The sequence below is a fragment of the Alloalcanivorax venustensis genome, from assembly GCF_047495515.1.
In the GTDB taxonomy this organism is placed as follows: Bacteria; Pseudomonadota; Gammaproteobacteria; order Pseudomonadales; family Alcanivoracaceae; genus Alloalcanivorax; species Alloalcanivorax venustensis.
This window is the reverse complement of the sequence record NZ_CP179934.1, coordinates 746761-766614: the sequence shown is the minus strand read 5'-3', so window position 1 is coordinate 766614 and position 19854 is coordinate 746761. Positions and strand designations below refer to the sequence as shown.

Genomic DNA, 19854 nt, shown 5'->3' with positions numbered 1-19854 from the left:
CCGGGTGGCTGAAAGCCACCCTTTCGCGGGCTGGGCCCGCTCGCACAAGGTGGGTTAGTGGGAGGAGCGTTCGCGGCGGTAGTGGCGCGGGGCCACGCCCATTACTTTTTTGAACAGGCGCGAGAAATAGTAGGGGTCGTCGTGGCCCAGGTGGCGGGCGATGTCGCTGACGCCCAGGTCGCTGACGTCCAGCAGGTAGCAGGCACGGCTGATCTTGAGGTGCTGAAACGCCTGCATCGGCGTCTGCCCGGTGAGGCGTTTGTACTCGCGAATAAAGTGATAGCGCGACAGGGTGCTGGTGGCGGCGACCAGGTCGTCCAGGGCCAGCCGTTCGTGCAGGCGGCTTTGCAGGTAGCTCTGCACCCGGTCCACGTCCAGCGCCGCCTGCCGCGCCTGCTGGCGGCGGCGTACCAGCGCCAGGAAGGTGAGCAGGCCGCGCAGCACATTGGCGGCGTGCACCTGATGGTGAATCTGGAAGCTCTCCGCGGTGGCCAGCAGCACTTCGAACTCTTCGCTGAGCCGCGAGTGCAGACCCACCGGCACCAGCCCGACGCGCGGATCCGGCTCGATGGCGTCGAAAAACGCATCCACGGCGGCGCCGCCCAGGTGCACCCAGTAGATGGTCCAGGGGTCGTCCGGGCGGGCCCGGTAGCGGTGCGGCTGCCCTTCCCGGAACAGCAGCACGTCGCCGGGCCCCACCGGGTGGGCGTCGCCGTCCAGATCCACTTCACCGCGTCCGGCCACGCAATAGATCAGCAGATGATCGCGGGGCGAGGCGCGCCCCATCTGATGGCCGGCGGCGCGCGGGTAGTAGCCCACGCCGTGGGGCAGGCAGTCGCCGCACAGCGGGTGCGCGCCCAGCGTCTGGATCAGCGCCTGGGGCACCACAATGCGGCGGCCGTCCCGGGGCAGTGGCCACTGGGAGGTCTCGATAACCGGGACGTCACTGGAATCCATACCGCAATATAGTCCATTACTGGTCAATAGAAACCATCCGCATGGGGACGATACTGTGGTAAATCATAGCAATAATAGAACAACACCCCCACTTTCGGAGGCTCCATGAGCACGCGACTGCCGCAACTGATCAACGGCGAATTCCAGCAAAGCCGGACCGACACCTGGATTCCAGTCACCAACCCGGCCACCCAGGAGGTGCTCTGCGAAGTGCCGGCGGCCACCGCCGAGGAAATGGAGAGCGCCATCCAGTCCGCCCGCGAGGCGTTCCTGGAATGGCGGGAAACCCCGGTGTCCGAGCGCGCCCGGGTGATGCTGCGCTACCAGCACCTGCTCAAGGAGCACCACGATGAAATCGCCGAGGTGCTGGCCAAGGAAACCGGCAAGGTGTTCGCGGACGCCAAGGGCGATGTGTGGCGCGGCATCGAGGTGGTGGAGCACGCCGCCAACATCGGCTCGCTGATGATGGGCGAGACGGTGGAAAACGTGGCGCGCGGTATCGACGGCCACGCCTGGACCCAGCCGCTGGGCGTGTGCGCGGGCATCACCCCGTTCAACTTCCCGGCGATGATTCCGCTGTGGATGTTCCCGATGGCCATCGCCTGCGGCAACAGCTTCGTGCTCAAGCCCTCCGAGCAGGACCCGATGACCCCCAATATTCTCGCCGAGCTGTTCCTGCGCGCCGGCGCGCCCAAGAACCTGCTGCAGGTGGTCCACGGCGGCAAGGAACAGGTGGACACCCTGCTCACCCACCCGGAGATCAAGGCGGTGTCCTTCGTCGGCTCGGTGCCGGTGGGCCAGCACGTCTACCGCACCGCCACCGACCACCTCAAACGCGCCCAGTGTTTCGCCGGCGCCAAGAACCACATGGTGGTGATGCCGGACGCGCGCAAGGATCAGGTGATCAGCAACCTGGTGGGCGCTTCCTGCGGCGCCGCCGGCCAGCGCTGCATGGCGATCAGCGTGGCGGTGTTCGTGGGCGAGTCCAAACAGTGGATCGACGAACTCAAGGACGAGCTGGCGAAAATCCGCCCCGGCGCCTGGGACGACGAGAACGCCGCCTATGGCCCGCAGATCAGCCCCAAGGCCCGCGACCGGGTGCTGACGCTGATCAAGCAGGGCAAGGAGGAAGGCGCCAGCTGTTTGCTGGACGGTTCCGATTGCACCGTGGACGGGCTGCCGGACGGCAACTGGGTGGGCCCCACCCTGTTCAGCGACGTGACCCCGGACATGGCGCTCTACAAAGAAGAGATCTTCGGCCCGGTGCTGTGCTGCATGACCGTGGATACCCTGGAAGAGGCCCTGGAGCTGGTGAACAACAGCCCCTACGGCAACGGCACCTCGATCTTCACAGCCAGTGGCGCCGCCGCGCGCAAGTATCAGCACGAGGTGGAAGTGGGCCAGGTGGGCATCAATGTGCCGATCCCGGTGCCGCTGCCGTTCTTCAGCTTCACCGGTTGGAAGGGATCCTTCTACGGGGACCAGCACGCCTACGGCAAACAGGCGGTGCGCTTCTACACCGAGACCAAGACCGTCACCAGCCGCTGGTTCGACGACGACATCCCGGACGGCGCCCACGGCGGCCCCAACATGACCATCAACCTGAAATAGCCATGGACTTCAACTTCACCGACGAGCAGCTGGCGTTCCGCGACACCGCGCGCCAGTTCGCCGATAAGGAGCTGGCGCCGTTCGCCGCCGAGTGGGACCAGCACGGCACCTTCCCCAAGGACACCATCCGCCGCGCCGGCGAGCTGGGCTTCTGCGCGCTGTACTGCGACGAGGACCAGGGCGGCATGGGCCTGAGCCGGCTCGACGCGGCGCTGATCTTCGAGCAGATGGCGGCGGGCTGCACCTCCACCACCGCCTTCATCACCATCCACAACATGGCCACCTGGATGCTGTCCCGGTTCGGCTCCGAGGCGGTGCGCCAGCGCTGGAACGGGCCGCTGATGAGCGGCGAGGCGCTGGCCTCCTATTGCCTCACCGAACCCGGCGCCGGCTCCGACGCGGCGTCGCTGAAGACCAGCGCCCGCCGCGACGGCGACGAGTATGTGCTGAACGGCGCCAAGGCGTTCATCTCCGGCGCCGGCGACACCGACCTGCTGGTGCTGATGGCGCGCACCGGCGGGCCCGGCGCCGGCGGCATTTCCTGCTTCGCGATCCCGTCGGACACGCCCGGCGTCAGCTACGGCCGCAACGAGGACAAGATGGGCTGGAAAAGCCAGCCCACCCGGGCGGTGATTCTCGAGGACGCGCGCGTCCCGGTGGAAAACCGCATCGGCGACGAGGGCCAGGGCTTCAAGATCGCCATGGCGGGCCTGGACGGCGGCCGTATCAATATCGCCAGCTGCTCGCTGGGCGCGGCCTCGGCGGCGCTGGCCCAGGCGCAGAGCTACGTGCAGGAGCGCCGCCAGTTCGATCAGCCGGTGAGCGAGTTCCAGAGCGTGCAGTTCACCCTGGCGGACATGGCCACCCACCTGGTGGCGGCCCAGCAGATGGTGCGGCTGGCGGCCTGGAAGCTGGATAACGGCGACGCCGACAAAGGCACCTTCTGCGCCATGGCCAAGCGGCTCGCCACCGACCTGTGCTTCGACGTCTGCAACCAGGCCCTGCAGCTGCACGGCGGCTACGGCTACATCAAGGAGTACCCGCTGGAGCGCTATGTGCGCGACAGCCGGGTGCATCAGATTCTGGAAGGCACCAACGAAATCATGCGGGTGATCATCGCCCGCCGGGTACTGAAAGACCTGAGCTTTTTATAAGGCCCGATTCAAAAAGGAGAACAATATGAACATCGGATTCTTCGGCGTCGGCAACATGGGCGGGCCGATGGCCGCCAATCTGGTCAAGGCCGGCCATACGGTGACCGCCTTCGACCTGGTGCCCGAGCTGCTCAAGACCGTGGAAGCGGACGGCGTCGCCGTGGCCGCCGACCCGGCGGCGGCGGTGGCCGGCGCCGAGGTGGTGATCAGCATGCTGCCCTCCGCCGGCGCGGTCACCGGCCTGTATCTGGGTGACGACGGCGTGCTGGACGCCATCCACCCGGACACCCTGATCATCGACTGCTCCACCATCGACGCCGACACCGCCCGCCGGGTGGCCAGCGCCGCCGCCGACAGCGGCCGCACCATGATCGACGCGCCGGTGTCCGGCGGTGTCGGCGGCGCCAAAGCGGGCACGCTGACGTTTATCTGCGGCGGCCCGGAAGCGGCGGTGGAACGCGCCCGCCCGGTGCTCGACTGCATGGGCAAGAACGTGTTCCGCGCCGGCGACAACGGCGCCGGCCAGGTGGCGAAAATCTGCAACAACATGCTGCTGGCCGTGCACATGATCGGCACCGCCGAAGCGCTGCAACTGGGCGCCGACCACGGCCTGGACCCGGCGGTGCTCTCCGACATCATGAAAGCCAGCTCCGGACGCAACTGGTCCCTGGAGGTGTACAACCCCTGGCCCGGCGTGATGGAGGGCGTGCCGTCCAGCAACGACTACAACGGCGGTTTCGCGGTGAAACTGATGAACAAGGATCTGGGCCTGGCGCTGGAAGCGGCGCTGGCCAGCCAGTCCAGCACGCCCATGGGCTCACTGGCGAAAAGCCTGTACGCCGCCCTCGGCAACCAGGGCCTGGGCGGCAAGGACTTTTCCAGCATCCAGACGTTCTTCAAACACCGCGAACTCTGACACCGGACCGGGTTACGGCGTCCACGTCTCCCCGGGCCCGTGGGCCAGGAACGAGGGACGGCGCCGCCGGGCCGCGTAGGGCCGGTCGCAAACGTTGTCGCGGCGGTTGTAGACGAAGAACACATTGCTGCGCGGGTCCGGCGACATATTGGCGTTGGAGCCGTGCAGGGTGTTGCAGTCGAACAGAATCAGGCCGCCGGCCTTGCCGGTGGGCGCCTCGATACCGCCCCGCTCGATCAGCGCCTGCAGCACGTCGTTGCCGGGCACGCCGAATTCCTGGGTCTTCAGGGACTGCTTGTGGTGGTCGTCCGGGGTGGCGCCCAGGCACGGCACGAACACCTTGTGCGAGCCGGGAATCAGCATCAGGGGCCCGTTGAAGTGGTGGTTGTCGGTCAGCACGATGGAGGCGCTCACCGCGTGCATGGACGGCATGCCGTCCTCGGCGTGCCAGGTCTCGAAGTCCGAATGCCAGTTGAATCCCTTGCCGTGGAAGCCCGGCTTGTAGTTGATCCGTGACTGGTGCACATAGACATCGCCGCCCAGTATCTGCCGGGCGCGGCCGGTCAGGCGCGGGTCACGGGCCAGTTGGCGGAAACGTTCGGACAGAAAGTGCACCGCGAACAGGGAGCGGATTTCCTCACTGCCGGGCTCGGTGACACTGAAATCCCGGCCCCGGAATTCATCCCGGGCGAGCAGTTCGTGCAAATGGCCGGTGAGCTCCTGCACTTCCCGCTGATCCAGGAAGTCCGGCTCGAACAGAAAGCCGCGCTGCTCGAACTCGTCCAGTTGTTGCTGGGAAAGGGGGCCGTCGGCGGCCTGGCCCTTAACCACTTTTTCGCGGCGGTTCAGCCAGGGCATGTCCGGCTTTTTCGCCAGACGGGTGGGGTAAGGGTCCTGAATCGCCGGAGCCGGTCCGGTAATGGGTCGGGTGGGCGTCTGCACTGACATCAAATCACCTCCTGAGATTTGGGATCAGGTCCAGATTGGCGTTATCAGGCCGGGCCGCCGCCAGGAGGGAGCCCGGCAGCGTGACTATAAGGTCTATAAATCCGGTTTCAAGGTGGCCGTCCCGTCAGTTCTGAATACGTCGCCAGGGGCGCGCCTGCTCCAGCTCGAAGGCCAGCTCCAGCAGCGTTTTTTCGTCGCCCTGCAGCGCCGAGAACTGCACGCCGATGGGCAGGCCCTCGCGGCTTTCGCCCAGCGGCAACGACAGGGCCGGGCTGCCGGAAGCATTGTTGGCGGGGGTGAAGCTGACGTACTTGATCAGCCGGTCGATCAGCACCTCGAAGTCCACATTGGGGCTCAGGTAGCCGAGCGGCGGCGTGGTGTGGGCGAGCACCGGCGACAGCACCACGTCGTAATGCTGGAACGAGCGGGCGTAGGCCTGCCAGGTGCGCTTGAGCTGGTAGAGCACCGCCGGTGTCTTCCACAGCTTGCGCCGGTAATAGCGGCTCAGGCCCCGGGTCAGGCCGTCCAGCTGCCGGGGGTCGAAGCCGGGCCCGAACAGGGCGCGGCCGAAGGTGCTCACCATGAACGCCATAAAGCCGTAGTAGAGCACGAAGTCGTCGATAAAGCGGCGCTCCAGCGGCACCGGCGCCTCTTCCACCCGGTGGCCGAGCCCGGCCAGCAAATGGCCGGCGTCCTCCACCACGGCCCGGGTCTGCGGACAGGTGGGGCTGCCGGTGATCGAGTCCACCACCAGGCCCACGCGCAGGCGCCGCCGGCCCGGCCCTTCCACCCGGCCGATCGGCGGCAGCTTGGGGTTGCGGTAATACTGCTCGGCGGCGGCGAAGAAATTGGCGGTGTCGCGCACGCTGCGGGTGAGCACGCCCTCGGCGATGATGTCGATCGGCAACGACCGGGACGCTTCCGATTTCACCAGCCGGCCGCGGGTGGGTTTAAGGCCCACCAGGCCGCAGCAGGCGGCGGGAATGCGGATCGAGCCGCCGCCGTCGTTGCCGTGGGCGATGGGCACCGCGCCGGCCGCCACCAGGGCGGCACTGCCGCCGGAGGAGGCGCCGCTGGAATAGCCCGGCGCCCAGGGGTTGCGGGTGGCCGGCGCGCCGGCGTACTCGGTGGTGGCGCTGAAGCCGAAATCCGGCAGCCGGGTTTTGCCCAGCAGCACGAAGCCCTGGTCCAGATACTGACGGGCGAAATGGCTGTCCTTGGCGGCGTTGCGCGGTCGCACGGCTCGGGCACCGTGGCCGGTGGGCAGGCCCGCCACGTCGATGTTGTCCTTGATCAGGCTGGGCACGCCGGCGAATTCCCCGCCGTCCCGCAGGCGCTGGTCCGCGCTTCGGCGGGCCGTTTCAAAGGTGTCCAGCGCCAGACCGTTGAGCGCCGGGTTCACCGCCTGGATGCGCTCGATGGCGGCGTCGGTGAGCTGCGCCGCACTGCGCTCGCCACGGCGCAACAGGTCGGCCAGGGCGGTGGCGTCGTGGTCACCGAGGGCGTCATCACGGAAGGCATGAAGGCGCGCTTCGGGGGCGGGTCCGGCGTATTGATTCATCGGTGTGTCCTGCTGTGAAGGCGGTCGATGGCGAAAGATCGTACCATGGTGCCACATTCACAGCGGGCCAATCGCAAGACGATGAGAGCCTAGCCCCTGGCCCGGTCCACCCGCTTGCCCTGGGCGAGCATCACCCGCGCCAGGTGCACCAGGTCGGCGATGCTGGTGACCACCGCGTCCGGGCGGTGCGGGTGGCTGACGGTGTTGGGGAAAATCTTGTCCAGCCAGGAGTCCGGCCAGCCGGCGCCGTTATAGAAGATCGCGGTGATGCCGGCTTCCTTGGCGGCGATCACGTCGGTGGTGCTGTCGCCCACGTACCAGCAGTTCTCCGCCGGCGTCAGGCCGAGGTTGTCCAGCGCCTTGAGCAGCATGTCCGGCGCCGGTTTGCGGTGTTCCACGTCGTCGCCGCAGACAATGGTGTCGAACAGATCCTCCCAGCCGGTGCCGTCGACGATGCGCAGCTCGTGCTCGAGGAACTCCCGCTTGCGGTTGGAGATCAACGCCACCGGCACTCCGGACTGGCGCAACCGCTCCAGTTGAACGCGGATGTCACTCTCCAGCGGGTGAACTTCGTCCACGTATTTTTTATAGCAATCGTCGAAGGCCTGATGGATGCGGCGCTTGGCGTCGCCGTCGGCGCCGAACAGCACTTCGAAGATATCGGTGCGCGAGATTTTCCGCTGGGCGGTGATCTTGGGGTGCAGCTTGTTGTTCTCGCGCACGTACTTGACCAGCTTGGCGTCCTCGATGGTCTTCGATTCTTCCGGTTTGAGCAGCCGGTCCCAAAGACCCAGCTCCTTAAGCCTGGGCAAAACATCGTCGACCGCGTGGTACATGGCGTCGTGGGTGTCCACCAGGGTCGCGTGCCAGTCGATCAACACGGCCGCCGGCTTATCGTGGGGCAGCTGCAGAATACTCATGCGGCAACTTTATCACAGCGCCTGTTACAGGCCGGGGACTTGAAGATTTTTTACGCTTGGCCGCTGATTTCGTCCGCGCCGGGGGGCTATGCTGGCGGACAGGCGAGCAACCAGCACGGAGACCGCCATGAGCAAGGACCCGCTCAATGAGTACCGCCGCAAGCGCAACCTGGGCGCCAGCCGCGAGCCCGCCGGCGGCAACGGCGACGCGCCCCGGTTCGTGATCCAGAAGCACGACGCCAGCCGGCTGCATTATGACTTCCGGCTGGCGTTCGACGGCGCTTTGAAGTCCTGGGCGGTGCCCAAGGGCCCGTCCACCGACCCGCGCGAAAAGCGGCTGGCGGTGCAGGTGGAAGACCATCCGCTGGACTACGCCGATTTCGAAGGCGTGATTCCCGAAGGCCACTACGGCGCCGGCACCGTGATGGTCTGGGACCGGGGCGGCTACCGCAATCTGCTCGCCGACAAGGACCCGCCCAAGGACATGGCCAGCGCCTACCGCGACGGCCTGCTGGAAGTGTGGCTGGACGGCGACAAACTGAAAGGCGGCTACGCGCTGAAGCGTTTCCGCGACGGCGACAAACCCCAGTGGCTGCTGATCAAGATGGACGATGAGCACGCCGACGCGCGCCGCAACCCCACCTCCACGCAGAACCGTTCGGTGAAAAGCGGCCGCACCCTGGCGCGCATCGCCCGCGACGGCAAGGCGGAGCACGACCATGAGTGACCGCACCCTGACCGTGGACGGCGAGACCATCACCCTGTCCCATCCGGACAAGGTGCTGTTCCCGGAACACGGCCTGAGCAAATCGGATCTGGCGGACTACTACCAGCGGGTGGCGCCGATGATGCTGCCGCACCTGCGCGGCCGCCCGCTGACGCTGCACCGCTTTCCGGACGGCATCGGCGCGCACGGCTTCTATCAGCAGAACCGCAGCGATCATTTCCCGGACTGGCTGCCCGCCGCGTCCATCGATCACCCCGGCGGCACCGGCGCGGTGACGCATATTCTCTGCGAGCGCGCCGCCGATCTGGTCTATCTGGCCAGCCAGGCGACGCTGACACTGCACGCCTGGCTCAGCCGGGTGGACCGGCCGCACCGGCCCGACCAACTGGTGTTCGACCTGGATCCGCCCGGCGATGATTTCGAGCCGGTGCGCCGGGCCGCCTGGCAGGTGGGCGACGCACTGCGCGACGCCGGCCTGACGCCGTTCGTGAAAACCACCGGCTCGCGCGGGCTGCACGTGGTGGCGCCGTTGAAACCGGGCGCCGACTTCGACCGGGTGCGGCGCGCCTGCCGGCGCCTGGCGGATCACCTGGTGGCCCGCCACCCGGACGCGCTCACCGCTGAGCAGCGCAAGAACAAACGCCACGGCCGGCTCTACCTGGACATCATGCGCAACGCCTTCGGCCAGACCGCGGTGGCGCCCTACGCGGTGCGCGCCAAACCGGGCGCGCCGGTGGCCACGCCGCTGGACTGGAACGAGGTGAACGACGCGGATATCGGGCCGCGCCGCTACCGCGTCGACAACCTGTTCCGGCGCCTCGGCCAGAAAGACGACCCCTGGGCGGACATGGCGCACCATGCGGCGGACATCGGCACGCTGGAAACGGCGCTGCGGGCCTGGGAGCGGGACTGAGGCCCGGCCGGTTTATTGAGCGGCGGCCATTTCGTCCCGGTAGGTGTCCGCCAGACGCGCCTTGGCGTCGTCGCTCAGGGCACGCCCGGCGAGCTGGAACACCTCCTGTTCTTCTTCGTCCAGGTGGTGGGTGACCAGATCGTGCAGCTTCCTGGCGGCGGCCAGCCAGCCCGGCGAACTGAAATCCGTATCTTCCAGTTCTTCCACCAGTTCATCGATCTCGTGATGCTCGGCGACACTGTGGCGGGCTTTTTCCTGGGTCATGTCCAATTCCATCATCGGAATGTAGAGCGCCCGTTCCTCGGCGGCGGCGTGGCTGGTCAGCGCCTTCTTCACTTTTTCGAACAATTCCTCGCGGCCGTCACTGTCGCCGTGGGTTTTGATCAAAAGGCCCAGCAGGGTCCGCTGGGTGTCATGGTCTTCTCTGAGTGCTTCGAACAACGTCATGGCTGGCCCTCCCCTGGGCGCTGGCTGTGAGGTTTGAATCCTGGGTCGTGAGTGACGTCCAAGATACCCGAAGCCGCCGCCAACGGCGTTTTTGTTTACCGGAATTTACAGCCGGTGGAATCAGTCGGGCTTAAGCAGACGCGGGCCGGGGCCGTCCTCGGACAACTCATCCAGCGGGTTGCGAAGCCGGCAAGCGTTGATCGACAAACACCCGCAGCCGATGCAGCCGTCGAGCTGGTCACGGAGCTGCGTCAGGCTTTGAATGCGCTCGTTCAGATCATGGCGCCAATGCGCCGACAGCCGCTTCCAGTCGTGGGCGTTGGGGGTGCGGCCGTCCGGCAGCTCCGCCAGCGCCCGGCCGATCTCCGCCAGTGGAATACCGATCCGCTGCGCCACCTTGATCACCGCCACGCGGCGCAGCACGTCACGGCTGTAGCGGCGCTGGTTGCCGCTGCTCCGATGACTGTGGATCAGCCCCTTTTTCTCGTAGAAGTGTAATGCCGACACCGCCACGCCACTGCGCCGGGCCACTTCCCCCGGCGTCAGCGCCTTGCCGATATCGGCGGCCGCTATCTTGCTCATCGTGACAACCTTTCCCAATGGCTATTGATCTCAACCTTACTTCAGGTCTCAAAGTGCCGTCCAACGATCAGCACACAAGTGAGGAGACCAACCATGTCAAAACCCATCAAGGTCGCGGTGATCTACGGCAGTGTCCGCAACGGAAGACTCTGTGACGCGGTTGCCGGCTGGGTGGCCGACCGGGTCGAGGCGCGCGCCGACTATACGCTGGATATCATCGACCCTCTTGCCGAGGGTCTCACCGATTTACGCGGTACCGACGGCGCGACGGAGAAGGCCATCGCCGCCCGCCTCAGCCGGGCCGACGCCTTCATCGTGGTGACGCCCGAGTACAATCACAGCTTCCCGGCGGCGCTGAAGCACTTCATCGACGGCTTCAATGAACCCTGGCACGCCAAACCGGTGGCGTTCGTCTCCTACGGCGGTCTTTCCGGGGGCAGCCGCGCCGTGGAACAACTGCGCCAGATATTCGCCGAACTGCACGCCACCACCATCCGTCAGGTGGTCAGCTTCCCCAACGTGTGGGCGCACTTCGACCCGCAGCACCGCTGGCGGGATATGGAACGGGAGGACCGCAACCTGAACGTATTGCTGACGCAATTGCGCTGGTGGGCGTCCGCGCTGCGCGACGCCCGGGCGGGCGCCGACTACCGGACGGTGTCATGAACCCGTGCACGACCGGGGCCTGTCGTCTCAGGCATACTACGGTGTCGTTTTTCGCGGCGCCCGAACGACACACCGGGAGCGCAACAAAAACATTCAAGGAGTGGTCGTGAGTCCTATCATTTCCGTGCAACAACTCAACAAGACCTATGACTCCGGCTTCCAGGCTCTCAAGGACGTGAATCTGGAAATACGCCGGGGCGAGATTTTTGCCTTGCTGGGCCCCAACGGCGCCGGCAAGACGACCCTGATCAGCGTCATCTGCGGCATCGTCAATCCCACCGCCGGCACCGTGCTGGCCGACGGCCATGACATCGTGCGGGATTTCCGCGCCGCCCGGTCCACCATCGGCCTGGTGCCCCAGGAGCTGTCCACCGACGCCTTCGAGACGGTCTGGGCCACGGTCACGTTCAGCCGCGGGCTGTTCGGCAAGCCCAAGAACCCGGCCTATGTGGAGAAAGTGCTGCGTGACCTGTCCCTGTGGGACAAGCGCAAGGAAAAGATCATCGCCCTGTCCGGCGGCATGAAACGGCGCGTGATGATCGCCAAGGCCCTCGCCCATGAACCGCGCATTCTGTTTCTCGACGAGCCCACCGCCGGTGTCGACGTGGAGCTGCGCCGGGATATGTGGGAAATGGTGCGCGGCCTGCGCGAAAACGGTGTCACCATTATTCTCACCACCCACTACATCGAGGAAGCGGAGGAGATGGCCGACCGGGTCGGCGTGATCAACCGGGGTGAGATTGTGCTGGTGGAAAACAAGCACACCCTGATGGAGAAGCTGGGCCGCAAGGAACTGCGCCTGCAGCTTTCCGAGCCGCTGTCGGCGGTGCCGGAAAGCCTGGCGCCGATGTCCTTGACGTTGTCCGCCGACGGCCACGAGCTGGTGTACAGCTTCGACGCCCGCCACGAGCACGGCGACATCGCCGGCCTGCTGCGCCGCCTGGGCGAGCTGGGCATTGAGTTCCGCGATCTGCGCACGCGGGAAAGCTCGCTGGAAGAAATCTTCGTCGACCTGGTCCACAACGGCACACCGGGCGGCACGGACACCCCGCAACCCGCGGCCGGAGACAGCCAATGAACCTGCATGCGATTCGCGCGATCTATCTTTTCGAAATGGCCCGCACCTGGCGCACCCTGATGCAGAGCATCGCTTCGCCGGTGATTTCCACCTCGCTGTATTTCGTGGTGTTCGGTTCGGCGATCGGGTCACGCATGGTGGAGATCGACGGCATCAGCTACGGCGCCTTCATCATCCCCGGGCTGATCATGCTGATGCTGCTCAACGAGAGCATCTCCAACGCCTCGTTCGGTATTTACATGCCCAAGTTCAGCGGCACCATTTACGAGGTGCTGTCGGCGCCGGTGTCCTATGTGGAGGTGGTGCTCGGCTATGTGGGCGCCGCCGCCAGCAAGTCGATCATTCTCGGCCTGCTGATTCTCGCCACCTCACGGTTGTTCGTGGATTTCGGCATCGAGCATCCGTTCGCCATGTTGTTCTTCCTGGTGCTCACGGCGGTGACGTTCAGCCTGTTCGGCTTCATCATCGGCATCTGGGCGGACGGTTTCGAGAAGCTGCAGATCATCCCGATGATGATCGTCACGCCGCTGACGTTCCTGGGCGGCACCTTCTACTCGGTGAACATGCTGCCGCCGTTCTGGCAAACGGTGACGCTGTTCAACCCGGTGGTGTACCTGATCAGCGGCTTCCGCTGGAGCTTCTACGGCGTGGCCGATGTGAACGTGGCGGTGAGCCTGGGCATGACGGTGATGTTCATGCTGCTGTGCCTGGCCACCATCTGGTGGATTTTCAAAACCGGATACCGGCTGAAAAGTTAATCCCGGTGTTCTTTATCCCGGGCCTGACGGCTGGCTTCGGCAAGCTTCTCCATCTCCTCGCGGGACATGTAGTCCAGGTCCCAGTGGCTGGTGTGGCTTTCCTTCAGCCGGCGGCGGCCGCGGTGCAGATCCTCCGGGTCGTCGTCCGGGTGGGCGGCGCCGTGCTCGCCCATATGGGTGTGGGGGCCCGGTTCCGGATAGTGCATGCGCACCTCGGCGTCTTCCCGGGCGGGTTCAGGCGCCCCGCCGAACAACCGGCGAAGCTTTTCAAACAATGCGTTCATGGTATCTCCTGGCCGGCGTTTTAACGTCCACGTCCGACGCTTATCATGGTGCACCTTACTACCGGGAAACGGAAACCGTTGTGAACCTGAATCTCACCGATCTTCTTCTGCTCGCGGCGCTGGCCATCGGCGCGGCGCTGTTCTGGCGCTCCCAGCGCATTCGCGAAACGGCGCTGCGCGCCACCCGGCGGCATTGCGAGCGCGAAGAGGTTCTGCTGCTCGACCAGACCGTGGGCCTCAAGCGCTTCCGCCTGGCCCGTGACGAGCGCGGCCGCTGGGGCCTGTGGCGCATCTACGCCTTTGAGTTCACGGTCACCGGCGGCGAACGCTACCAAGGCGAAACCCGGCTGCGCGGGGAGCGCGTCCACAGCGTGGTGCTGCCGCCGCACCGTTTCTAGTTCCCAGCCTCGGGGCCTTTTACACCTTTTTCCCTTCCCTCCCTTTTCACGCTTCCTTGATCGGCGTACCCCTTGAAGGGCATTTCCGTCAGGAGGCAAGGATGTCCTACGCTGACCGAGTCGAACGCATACAGCCGTCGCTGACGCTGAAGATCAACGCCGAAGCGGCGGCCATCCAGGCCGATCACCGCGGCGGCGACGCGGTGGCCCGCCTGGGCGCCGGCGAACCGGATTTCGCGACCCCGGACGGCGTCAAACGCGCCGCCCACCAGGCCATCGACCAGGGGTTCACCCACTACACCGCGGTGGACGGCTACGATGGCCTCAAGCACGCGGTGCGCGAAAAATTCCGCCGTGATAACGACCTGCATTTTCAAGACGATCAGATCCTGGTGACCTGCGGCGCCAAGCAGGCGCTTTACGATCTCTGCCAGACGCTGCTGCGCCCCGGCGACGAGGCGGTGGTGCCGCGCCCCTACTGGGTCACCTACCCCGCCCAGGTGACGCTGGCCGAGGCGCAGACCGTCTATCTGGATCTCGACGCCGAGGACGGTTACCGGCCGCGCGCCGAGCGCCTGGACGCGGCGCTCACCGACGCCACCCGGCTGGTGTTCCTGAACAGCCCCAACAACCCCACCGGGCGCCTCTACGACCGCGACACCCTGAACGCCCTGGCCGCGGTGCTGCGCCGCTACCCGCGGGTGTTCGTGGTCAGCGACGACATCTACGAGCACCTGAACTGGACCGGCCAACCGTTTCGCAACCTGCTCAACGTGGCGCCGGATCTGGCGGACCGCTGCTTCATCGTCAACGGCGTGTCCAAGGCCTACGCCATGACCGGCTGGCGGGTGGGCTTCGTGGCCGGCCCCGCCGAGGCCATCGCGGCGATGAAAAAGGTGCAGGGTCAGAGCACCGCCGGCGCCGCCAGCATCAGCCAGTACGCCGCCACGGAAGCGCTGCTCGGCGACCAGACGCCGGTGCGGCGCATGGTGGAGGCCTACCGGCGCCGCCACGACCACATCGTGCCGGCGCTGAACGAGATACCCGGCGTGCAGTGCCCGCGCTCGGACGGCACCTTCTACGCCTTCCCGGATGTGCGCGAGGCGATCGCGCGCCTGGACGGCATCGACAACGACCGCCAGCTGGCCGAGGCGCTGCTGCACAGGGCCGGCGTGGCGGTGGTGCCGGGCAGCGGCTTCGGCGCCCCCGGACGGCTGCGGGTGTCGTTCGCCGCCGACATGCACACCATCGAAACCGGCTTGCGCAGGCTGCGTGAGTTTTTGCGATAGCCAAGGAGGCAGTATGAGCAAGGCAACGGTAGGCGACTTCATTGTCGATCGCTTGCAGCAATGGGGCATCGACCGCGTGTTCGGTTATTCCGGTGACGGCATCAACGGCGTGATGAGCGCGCTGCGCCGCAACGACGGCGTGACCCTGGTGCAACCCCGCCACGAGGAACTGGCTGCGTTCATGGCCTGCGGGCACGCCAAATACTCCGGCCGCCCGGGCGCCGTGGTGACCACCTCCGGCCCGGGGGCGATTCACGCCCTCAACGGCCTTTACGACGCCGCCAAGGACCATATGCCGGTGGTCGCGGTGGTCGGCCAGCAGGCGCGCATCAGCCTGGGTTCGGACTTCCAGCAGGAGGTGGACCTGGGCAGTCTGTTCAAGGACGCCGCCGGCTACGTGCAGACGCTGATGGCACCGGCCCAGGCGCGCCACGTGATCGACCGGGCGGTGCGCATCGCCGAGGCGGAGCGCACCGTCAGCGTGGTGGTGGTGCCCAATGATCTGCAGGACGAGCCCATGGCGGAGCCACCCGGCGGCCACGGCGCCACCTGGTCCGGGGTCGGCTACCGGCCGTCGGTGCGGCACGCCGCCGCCACCGACCTGGACGCCGCCGCCGAGGTGCTCAACGCCGGCGAAAAAGTGGCGATCCTGGCCGGCGCCGGGGTCAAGGACGCCGTCGAGCCGCTGCTGAAGCTGTCCGACGCGCTGGGCGCCGGCATCGCCAAGGCGGTGCTCGCCAAGACCATGATTTCCGATTACCAGCCGGGCGTCACCGGCACCCTGGGGTTGCTGGGCACCGAACCCAGTGACCGCATGATGCGCCATTGCGACACCCTGCTGCTGGTGGGCACCAGCTTCCCCTACGCGGAGTTTCTGCCCGAGGAGGATCAGGCGCGCGCGGTGCAGATCGACATCGACGCGGCCAACCTGGGGCTGCGCTACCCCACCGAGGTGAACCTGCACGGCGACGCCGCCGCCACCCTGCAAGCGCTGCTGGAGCGGGTCACGCCGAAACAGGACACAAGCTGGCGCGCGGATCTGGAAGAACGGATCGCCGACTGGTGGGACACCGTCGAAGCGCGCGCCTACACCAGCGCCGAGCCGCTTAATCCGCAGCGCATTTTCTGGGAGCTGTCGTCACGGCTGCCGGACGACACCCGGCTGGCCGCCGACGTGGGCACCGCCACCGACTGGTACGCGCGCTTTCTGAAGGTCAACGGCAAGGTGCAAGGCACCACCTCCGGCGGGCTCGCCTCCATGGGCAACGGCGTGCCCTACGCCCTGGCGGCGAAGTTCGCCGAGCCGGACAAACCGGTGGTGGCCATGGTCGGCGACGGCGCCATGCAGATGATCGGCAATAACGGGCTGATCACCGCCGCCCACTATTGGCGGGAATGGCCGGACCCGAGACTGGTGATTCTGGTGCTGAACAACCGCGACCTGAACCAGGTGACCTGGGAGCAGCGGGTGATGGAAGGCGATCCCAAGTACGAATCGTCCCAGGCGCTGCCGGATTTCGACTACGACCGCTACGCGGAGATGCTGGGGTTGCGCGGCCTGCGGCTGGACGACCCGGACCAGGTGGTGGCGGTGCTGGAGGACGCCCTCAACGCGGACCGTCCGGTGGTGATCAACGCGGTGGTGGATCCCAACGTGCCACCGCTGCCCACCCATCTGGAGATGGATCAGGTAAAGGGCTACCTGAGCTCGATCCTGAAAGGCGACCCGGAGGCCGGCCCGCAGATCCGCCAGTCGGTCAAGGCGATGGCGGCCAAATATCTGAAACGCTGAATCACGGCCGGGGCGCTCGGCCCCGGCCACGGCGCGTTCAGATGTGCTTGAGCACGGTCTGGGCGCTGCTGTCTTCCACGCCCTTTTCATCCACGCCCAGGTATTCCACCACGCCGTCATTGGCGACCAGCGCGAAGCGTTTGCTGCGGATGCCCATGCCGCCGCCGGTGGCGTCCAGTTCCAACCCCAGGGCTTTGACGAATTCCGCGTTGCCGTCCGCCAGCATGGTGATGCGCTCGGCGTTCTGATCCTTCTGCCAGGCGTCCATCACGAAGGCGTCGTTGGTGGCCAGGCAGGCGATCACGTCCACCTTGGAGAGCAGCTCGTCCGCTTCCACCACGAAGCCGGGCATGTGGGTGTTGGAACACCCCGGAGTGAACGCACCGGGCACCGCGAACAACACCACTTTACGGCCTTTGAAAAACTCGCCGGTGGAGAGGTCCTCGGGGCCCTTGGCGCCGTTGGTCTTGATGGTGACGTCGGGAATCTTATCGCCTACGGAAATAGTCATGGGTCGATCCTTTTAACCTGGAAATTGTGAAGGACTTGGAATGTAACAGGTTCCCGCGCCCGGCGCCGAATACTGCCACGCAGTGAACGTAAAAGTCTGTTTTGGACACCGCCCCCGGGTTGCCCCGCGCGCCGGCAGGCCCCAGGTTGTGGGGCATCGCTATGCAACCGCAAGGACGGAACCAATGAGCCAGACCATCGTAATCACCGGTGCCAACCGTGGCATCGGCTATGACATGGCGCGCCTGTGGAAAGCGCGCGGCAATCACGTTATCGCGGTGTGCCGCTCGTCCGCCGTGAAGAAGGGCGGCGAAGACCTGCACGATCTGGGCGTGCGCGTTATCGAGGGCATCGACGTGAGCCGCGCCGAGGACGTGCAAACGCTCAAACAGGAACTGGGCGACACCCCCGTGGACGTGCTCTACAACAACGCCGGCATGATGGAGAGCGAAACCCTGGAGGACATGAACTTCGAGCAGATCCAGAAGCAGTTCGAAGTGAACACCCTGGGCCCGTTGCGCGTCACCCATGCCCTGCTGGACAACCTCGGTGACGGCGCCAAGGTGGGCCTAATGACCTCGCGCATGGGCTCCATCGCCGATAACGATTCCGGCAAGAAGTACGGCTACCGCATCAGCAAGGCCGGGCTCAACGCCGCCGGCAAATCCCTCGCCGTGGACCTGAAGGACAAGGGCATCGCCGTGGCCATTCTGCACCCGGGCTATGTGCAGACCGACATGACCGGCCACACCGGGCACATCACCGCCGAGAAGGCCGCCCACCGCCTGGTGCAGCGCATGGACGAGCTCAACCTGGACAACACCGGCACCTTCTGGCACTCCGACGGCAGCGAGCTGCCCTGGTAAGCCGCTCCGGGCCGGTGCCCGAAAACACCGGCCGCGCTGATCATTCCGGTCATGTCATCGGCACGGCGGCTTGATATGCTGCATAGAACTCACCGGTTCTACATTGCCAGCCGCACGCTGCAAGGAGCGCCCCATGACCGCCATGATCCGCGAGCCCCTCACCGATCCGGCCCGCCTTAACCGGGTCGGCGACCCGGACCGCCCCGGCATGCGGCGCGGTCGGCGCCTGTTCAAATGGCTGCTCGGCTCCGACCCGCACCCGACGCCGGGGCAGATGGCGTCGATCCGCCAGGCGATGCTGGCCGGGGACCCGCTCGCCGACGCGGTGGTCGCCATGTACCACCGCCTGCCCGCGGGCCAGGGCCGCAAACTGCTGGACCAGGCCCTGGAACAGGGCCTGCACACCCTCGACGATCCGCCGGAAGAACTGACCGCCCTGTTTCACCAGGTCGACCACGAACCCATCTGGCTGGACCGGGCGCAGCTGCGGCTGGCCTGCGAGGTCTCCCACCGGGTGGGCCTGGCCGGCGAGCTGGTGCTGCGCAATCTGTCCCTGATGGGCGGCTATCTGGCGGCGGCGGCGGCCAAGCCGCTGGCGTTCACCGGCGAGCTGGACCGCATGGCCAACCGGCGGCTGGTGGAGACCGGCAAATTCTGGATCGACGTGACCACCCCCGGCGGCCTGGAGCGGGACCGGGACGGCTTCAAAAGCGCCGTGCGCGTGCGCCTGATGCACGCCCAGGTGCGCGCCATGCTGCTCAAGTCGGACAAGTGGGACCCGGCCTGGGGGCACCCGCTGAACCAGTGGGATTCCATGGCCACGATCCTGGAATTTTCGGTGATCTTTCTCTCCGGCCTGCGCTCGCTGGGCTTTCTGTTCAGCAAGCGCGAACGGGAAGCGGTGGTGCACCTGTGGCGCTACGTGGGCTACCTGATGGGCGTGGACGAACGCCTGCTGCCGGCCTGCGAGGCGGATGCCATGCGCGCGCTCTACCAGGTGATCGCCACCATCGGCGAGAGCGACGAGGACAGCCGCCGCCTGGGCGAGGCGCTGGCCCGGGCCTCGCTGCAAGACAGCGGCGACGGCTGGCTGGCGAAGCGTCTCGGCAAGCTGGAATACACCCTGCGCGCCGGCTATACCCGCTACGTCCTGGGCGACGACGCCGGCGACAAGCTGGGGCTGCCGCGCACCGCCACCAAGTACGTGTGGCCGGCGCAGATACCGTTACGTTTGGGCGCGGAGCTGGTGCGCAAGAGCGTGCCGTCGGTGAACCGGAGCCTGATACGGCTGGGCGAACGGGCGCGCCGGGAGCAGTTCCCGAAACGGGTCCAGCGGCTGAAAGCGGACACCAGCTTTACGCCGGTGAAGAAACTGGCCCGCTAGCGCAAAAAAAAAGCGGCGACAGGGTGTCGCCGCTAGGGGAAGTCCGCCGGCCTTGCACGGGCCGGCGGGAGGGTTGCCTGAAAAAGTTCTGAA

21 protein-coding genes are annotated in these 19854 nt (G+C 66.4%); 13 read left to right on the top strand and 8 right to left on the bottom strand.

What is annotated here, in order from left to right; all coding sequences use genetic code 11:
• Positions 1-54: 54 nt before the first annotated feature.
• Positions 55-957 carry an AraC family ligand binding domain-containing protein gene (locus ACMG4O_RS03660; protein ID WP_414434459.1) on the bottom strand — a complete coding sequence of 301 codons (903 nt, stop codon included), beginning with the start codon at positions 955-957 and terminating at the stop codon, positions 55-57.
• A gap of 105 nt (positions 958-1062) precedes the next feature.
• Here ACMG4O_RS03660 and ACMG4O_RS03655 point away from each other — a divergent pair, with 105 nt between their 5' ends.
• Genes ACMG4O_RS03655 through mmsB form a run of 3 tightly spaced genes read left to right on the top strand, consistent with a single transcriptional unit; the run spans position 1063 to position 4638 of the window.
• Positions 1063-2568: a CoA-acylating methylmalonate-semialdehyde dehydrogenase gene (locus tag ACMG4O_RS03655; protein ID WP_214012911.1), complete on the top strand. Its 1506-nt coding sequence runs from the start codon at positions 1063-1065 to the stop codon at positions 2566-2568.
• 2 nt (positions 2569-2570) lie between these two features.
• Complete coding sequence (locus tag ACMG4O_RS03650; RefSeq protein ID WP_194855346.1) at positions 2571-3722, top strand: acyl-CoA dehydrogenase family protein; 1152 nt, start codon at positions 2571-2573, stop codon at positions 3720-3722.
• 25 nt (positions 3723-3747) lie between these two features.
• Complete coding sequence (gene mmsB, locus ACMG4O_RS03645) at positions 3748-4638, top strand: 3-hydroxyisobutyrate dehydrogenase (RefSeq protein WP_370186252.1); 891 nt, start codon at positions 3748-3750, stop codon at positions 4636-4638.
• Between the two features lie 12 nt (positions 4639-4650).
• On the opposite strand, the gene thpD is transcribed toward mmsB, so the two are convergent.
• From thpD to ACMG4O_RS03630, 3 genes are all read right to left on the bottom strand, one after another.
• A complete protein-coding gene (gene thpD, locus ACMG4O_RS03640; RefSeq protein ID WP_142947652.1) occupies positions 4651-5586 on the bottom strand; it encodes an ectoine hydroxylase in 936 nt (311 codons plus the stop codon).
• Positions 5587-5710: 124 nt separating this feature from the next.
• Entirely contained in the window at positions 5711-7147 is a 1437-nt protein-coding gene (locus ACMG4O_RS03635) for an amidase (RefSeq protein WP_194855345.1), read from the bottom strand.
• Between the two features lie 89 nt (positions 7148-7236).
• Positions 7237-8067 (bottom strand): HAD family hydrolase, encoded by an 831-nt coding sequence (locus tag ACMG4O_RS03630; protein ID WP_142947654.1) that lies wholly within the window; start codon positions 8065-8067, stop codon positions 7237-7239.
• Positions 8068-8194: 127 nt separating this feature from the next.
• Between ACMG4O_RS03630 and ACMG4O_RS03625 the strand changes: the two genes are divergently transcribed.
• Together ACMG4O_RS03625 and ligD are read left to right on the top strand one after the other, a co-directional pair.
• Complete coding sequence (locus ACMG4O_RS03625) at positions 8195-8794, top strand: DNA polymerase ligase N-terminal domain-containing protein (protein ID WP_370186254.1); 600 nt, start codon at positions 8195-8197, stop codon at positions 8792-8794.
• On the top strand, positions 8787-9707 hold the full coding sequence (ligD, locus tag ACMG4O_RS03620; protein ID WP_414434458.1) for a non-homologous end-joining DNA ligase: 921 nt from the start codon (positions 8787-8789) through the stop codon (positions 9705-9707). The genes ACMG4O_RS03625 and ligD overlap by 8 nt, the downstream gene beginning before the upstream one ends.
• Before the next feature lie 12 nt (positions 9708-9719).
• Here the strand turns inward: ligD and ACMG4O_RS03615 are convergent, their stop codons facing one another.
• A complete protein-coding gene (locus ACMG4O_RS03615; protein ID WP_142947657.1) occupies positions 9720-10154 on the bottom strand; it encodes a hemerythrin domain-containing protein in 435 nt (144 codons plus the stop codon).
• 120 nt (positions 10155-10274) lie between these two features.
• The gene (gene soxR, locus ACMG4O_RS03610) at positions 10275-10736 is read right to left on the bottom strand and encodes a redox-sensitive transcriptional activator SoxR (protein WP_370186258.1); all 462 of its coding nucleotides are present in this window, start codon (positions 10734-10736) and stop codon (positions 10275-10277) included.
• Positions 10737-10829: 93 nt separating this feature from the next.
• Between soxR and ACMG4O_RS03605 the strand changes: the two genes are divergently transcribed.
• The 3 genes from ACMG4O_RS03605 (at position 10830) to ACMG4O_RS03595 (ending at position 13238) form a co-directional block, all read left to right on the top strand.
• Positions 10830-11402 (top strand): NADPH-dependent FMN reductase, encoded by a 573-nt coding sequence (locus tag ACMG4O_RS03605; RefSeq protein ID WP_370186259.1) that lies wholly within the window; start codon positions 10830-10832, stop codon positions 11400-11402.
• Between the two features lie 106 nt (positions 11403-11508).
• Positions 11509-12480 carry an ABC transporter ATP-binding protein gene (locus ACMG4O_RS03600; RefSeq protein WP_194855339.1) on the top strand — a complete coding sequence of 324 codons (972 nt, stop codon included), beginning with the start codon at positions 11509-11511 and terminating at the stop codon, positions 12478-12480.
• Complete coding sequence (locus ACMG4O_RS03595) at positions 12477-13238, top strand: ABC transporter permease (protein ID WP_194855338.1); 762 nt, start codon at positions 12477-12479, stop codon at positions 13236-13238. Before ACMG4O_RS03600 ends, ACMG4O_RS03595 begins: the two co-directional genes overlap by 4 nt.
• Here the strand turns inward: ACMG4O_RS03595 and ACMG4O_RS03590 are convergent.
• A complete protein-coding gene (locus tag ACMG4O_RS03590) occupies positions 13235-13522 on the bottom strand; it encodes a hypothetical protein (protein ID WP_414434457.1) in 288 nt (95 codons plus the stop codon). The two genes, ACMG4O_RS03595 and ACMG4O_RS03590, sit on opposite strands and share 4 nt — an antisense overlap.
• A gap of 80 nt (positions 13523-13602) precedes the next feature.
• On the opposite strand from ACMG4O_RS03590, the gene ACMG4O_RS03585 reads away from it, so the two are divergent.
• The 3 genes from ACMG4O_RS03585 (at position 13603) to ACMG4O_RS03575 (ending at position 17001) form a co-directional block, all read left to right on the top strand.
• The gene (locus ACMG4O_RS03585; RefSeq protein WP_142947662.1) at positions 13603-13920 is read left to right on the top strand and encodes a DUF3301 domain-containing protein; all 318 of its coding nucleotides are present in this window, start codon (positions 13603-13605) and stop codon (positions 13918-13920) included.
• Between the two features lie 101 nt (positions 13921-14021).
• Positions 14022-15209: a pyridoxal phosphate-dependent aminotransferase gene (locus tag ACMG4O_RS03580; protein WP_414434456.1), complete on the top strand. Its 1188-nt coding sequence runs from the start codon at positions 14022-14024 to the stop codon at positions 15207-15209.
• A 13-nt stretch (positions 15210-15222) separates the two neighbouring features.
• Entirely contained in the window at positions 15223-17001 is a 1779-nt protein-coding gene (locus ACMG4O_RS03575; protein WP_414434455.1) for a thiamine pyrophosphate-requiring protein, read from the top strand.
• 37 nt (positions 17002-17038) lie between these two features.
• Here the strand turns inward: ACMG4O_RS03575 and ACMG4O_RS03570 are convergent, their stop codons facing one another.
• On the bottom strand, positions 17039-17512 hold the full coding sequence (locus ACMG4O_RS03570) for a peroxiredoxin (RefSeq protein ID WP_142947665.1): 474 nt from the start codon (positions 17510-17512) through the stop codon (positions 17039-17041).
• Positions 17513-17696: 184 nt separating this feature from the next.
• On the opposite strand from ACMG4O_RS03570, the gene ACMG4O_RS03565 reads away from it, so the two are divergent.
• Both ACMG4O_RS03565 and ACMG4O_RS03560 read left to right on the top strand, forming a co-directional pair.
• Positions 17697-18377 (top strand): SDR family oxidoreductase, encoded by a 681-nt coding sequence (locus tag ACMG4O_RS03565; protein ID WP_194855335.1) that lies wholly within the window; start codon positions 17697-17699, stop codon positions 18375-18377.
• Positions 18378-18510: 133 nt separating this feature from the next.
• Positions 18511-19761, top strand: a complete 1251-nt coding sequence (locus ACMG4O_RS03560) for an oxygenase MpaB family protein (protein WP_142947667.1) — start codon at positions 18511-18513, stop codon at positions 19759-19761.
• Positions 19762-19854 lie beyond the last annotated feature (93 nt).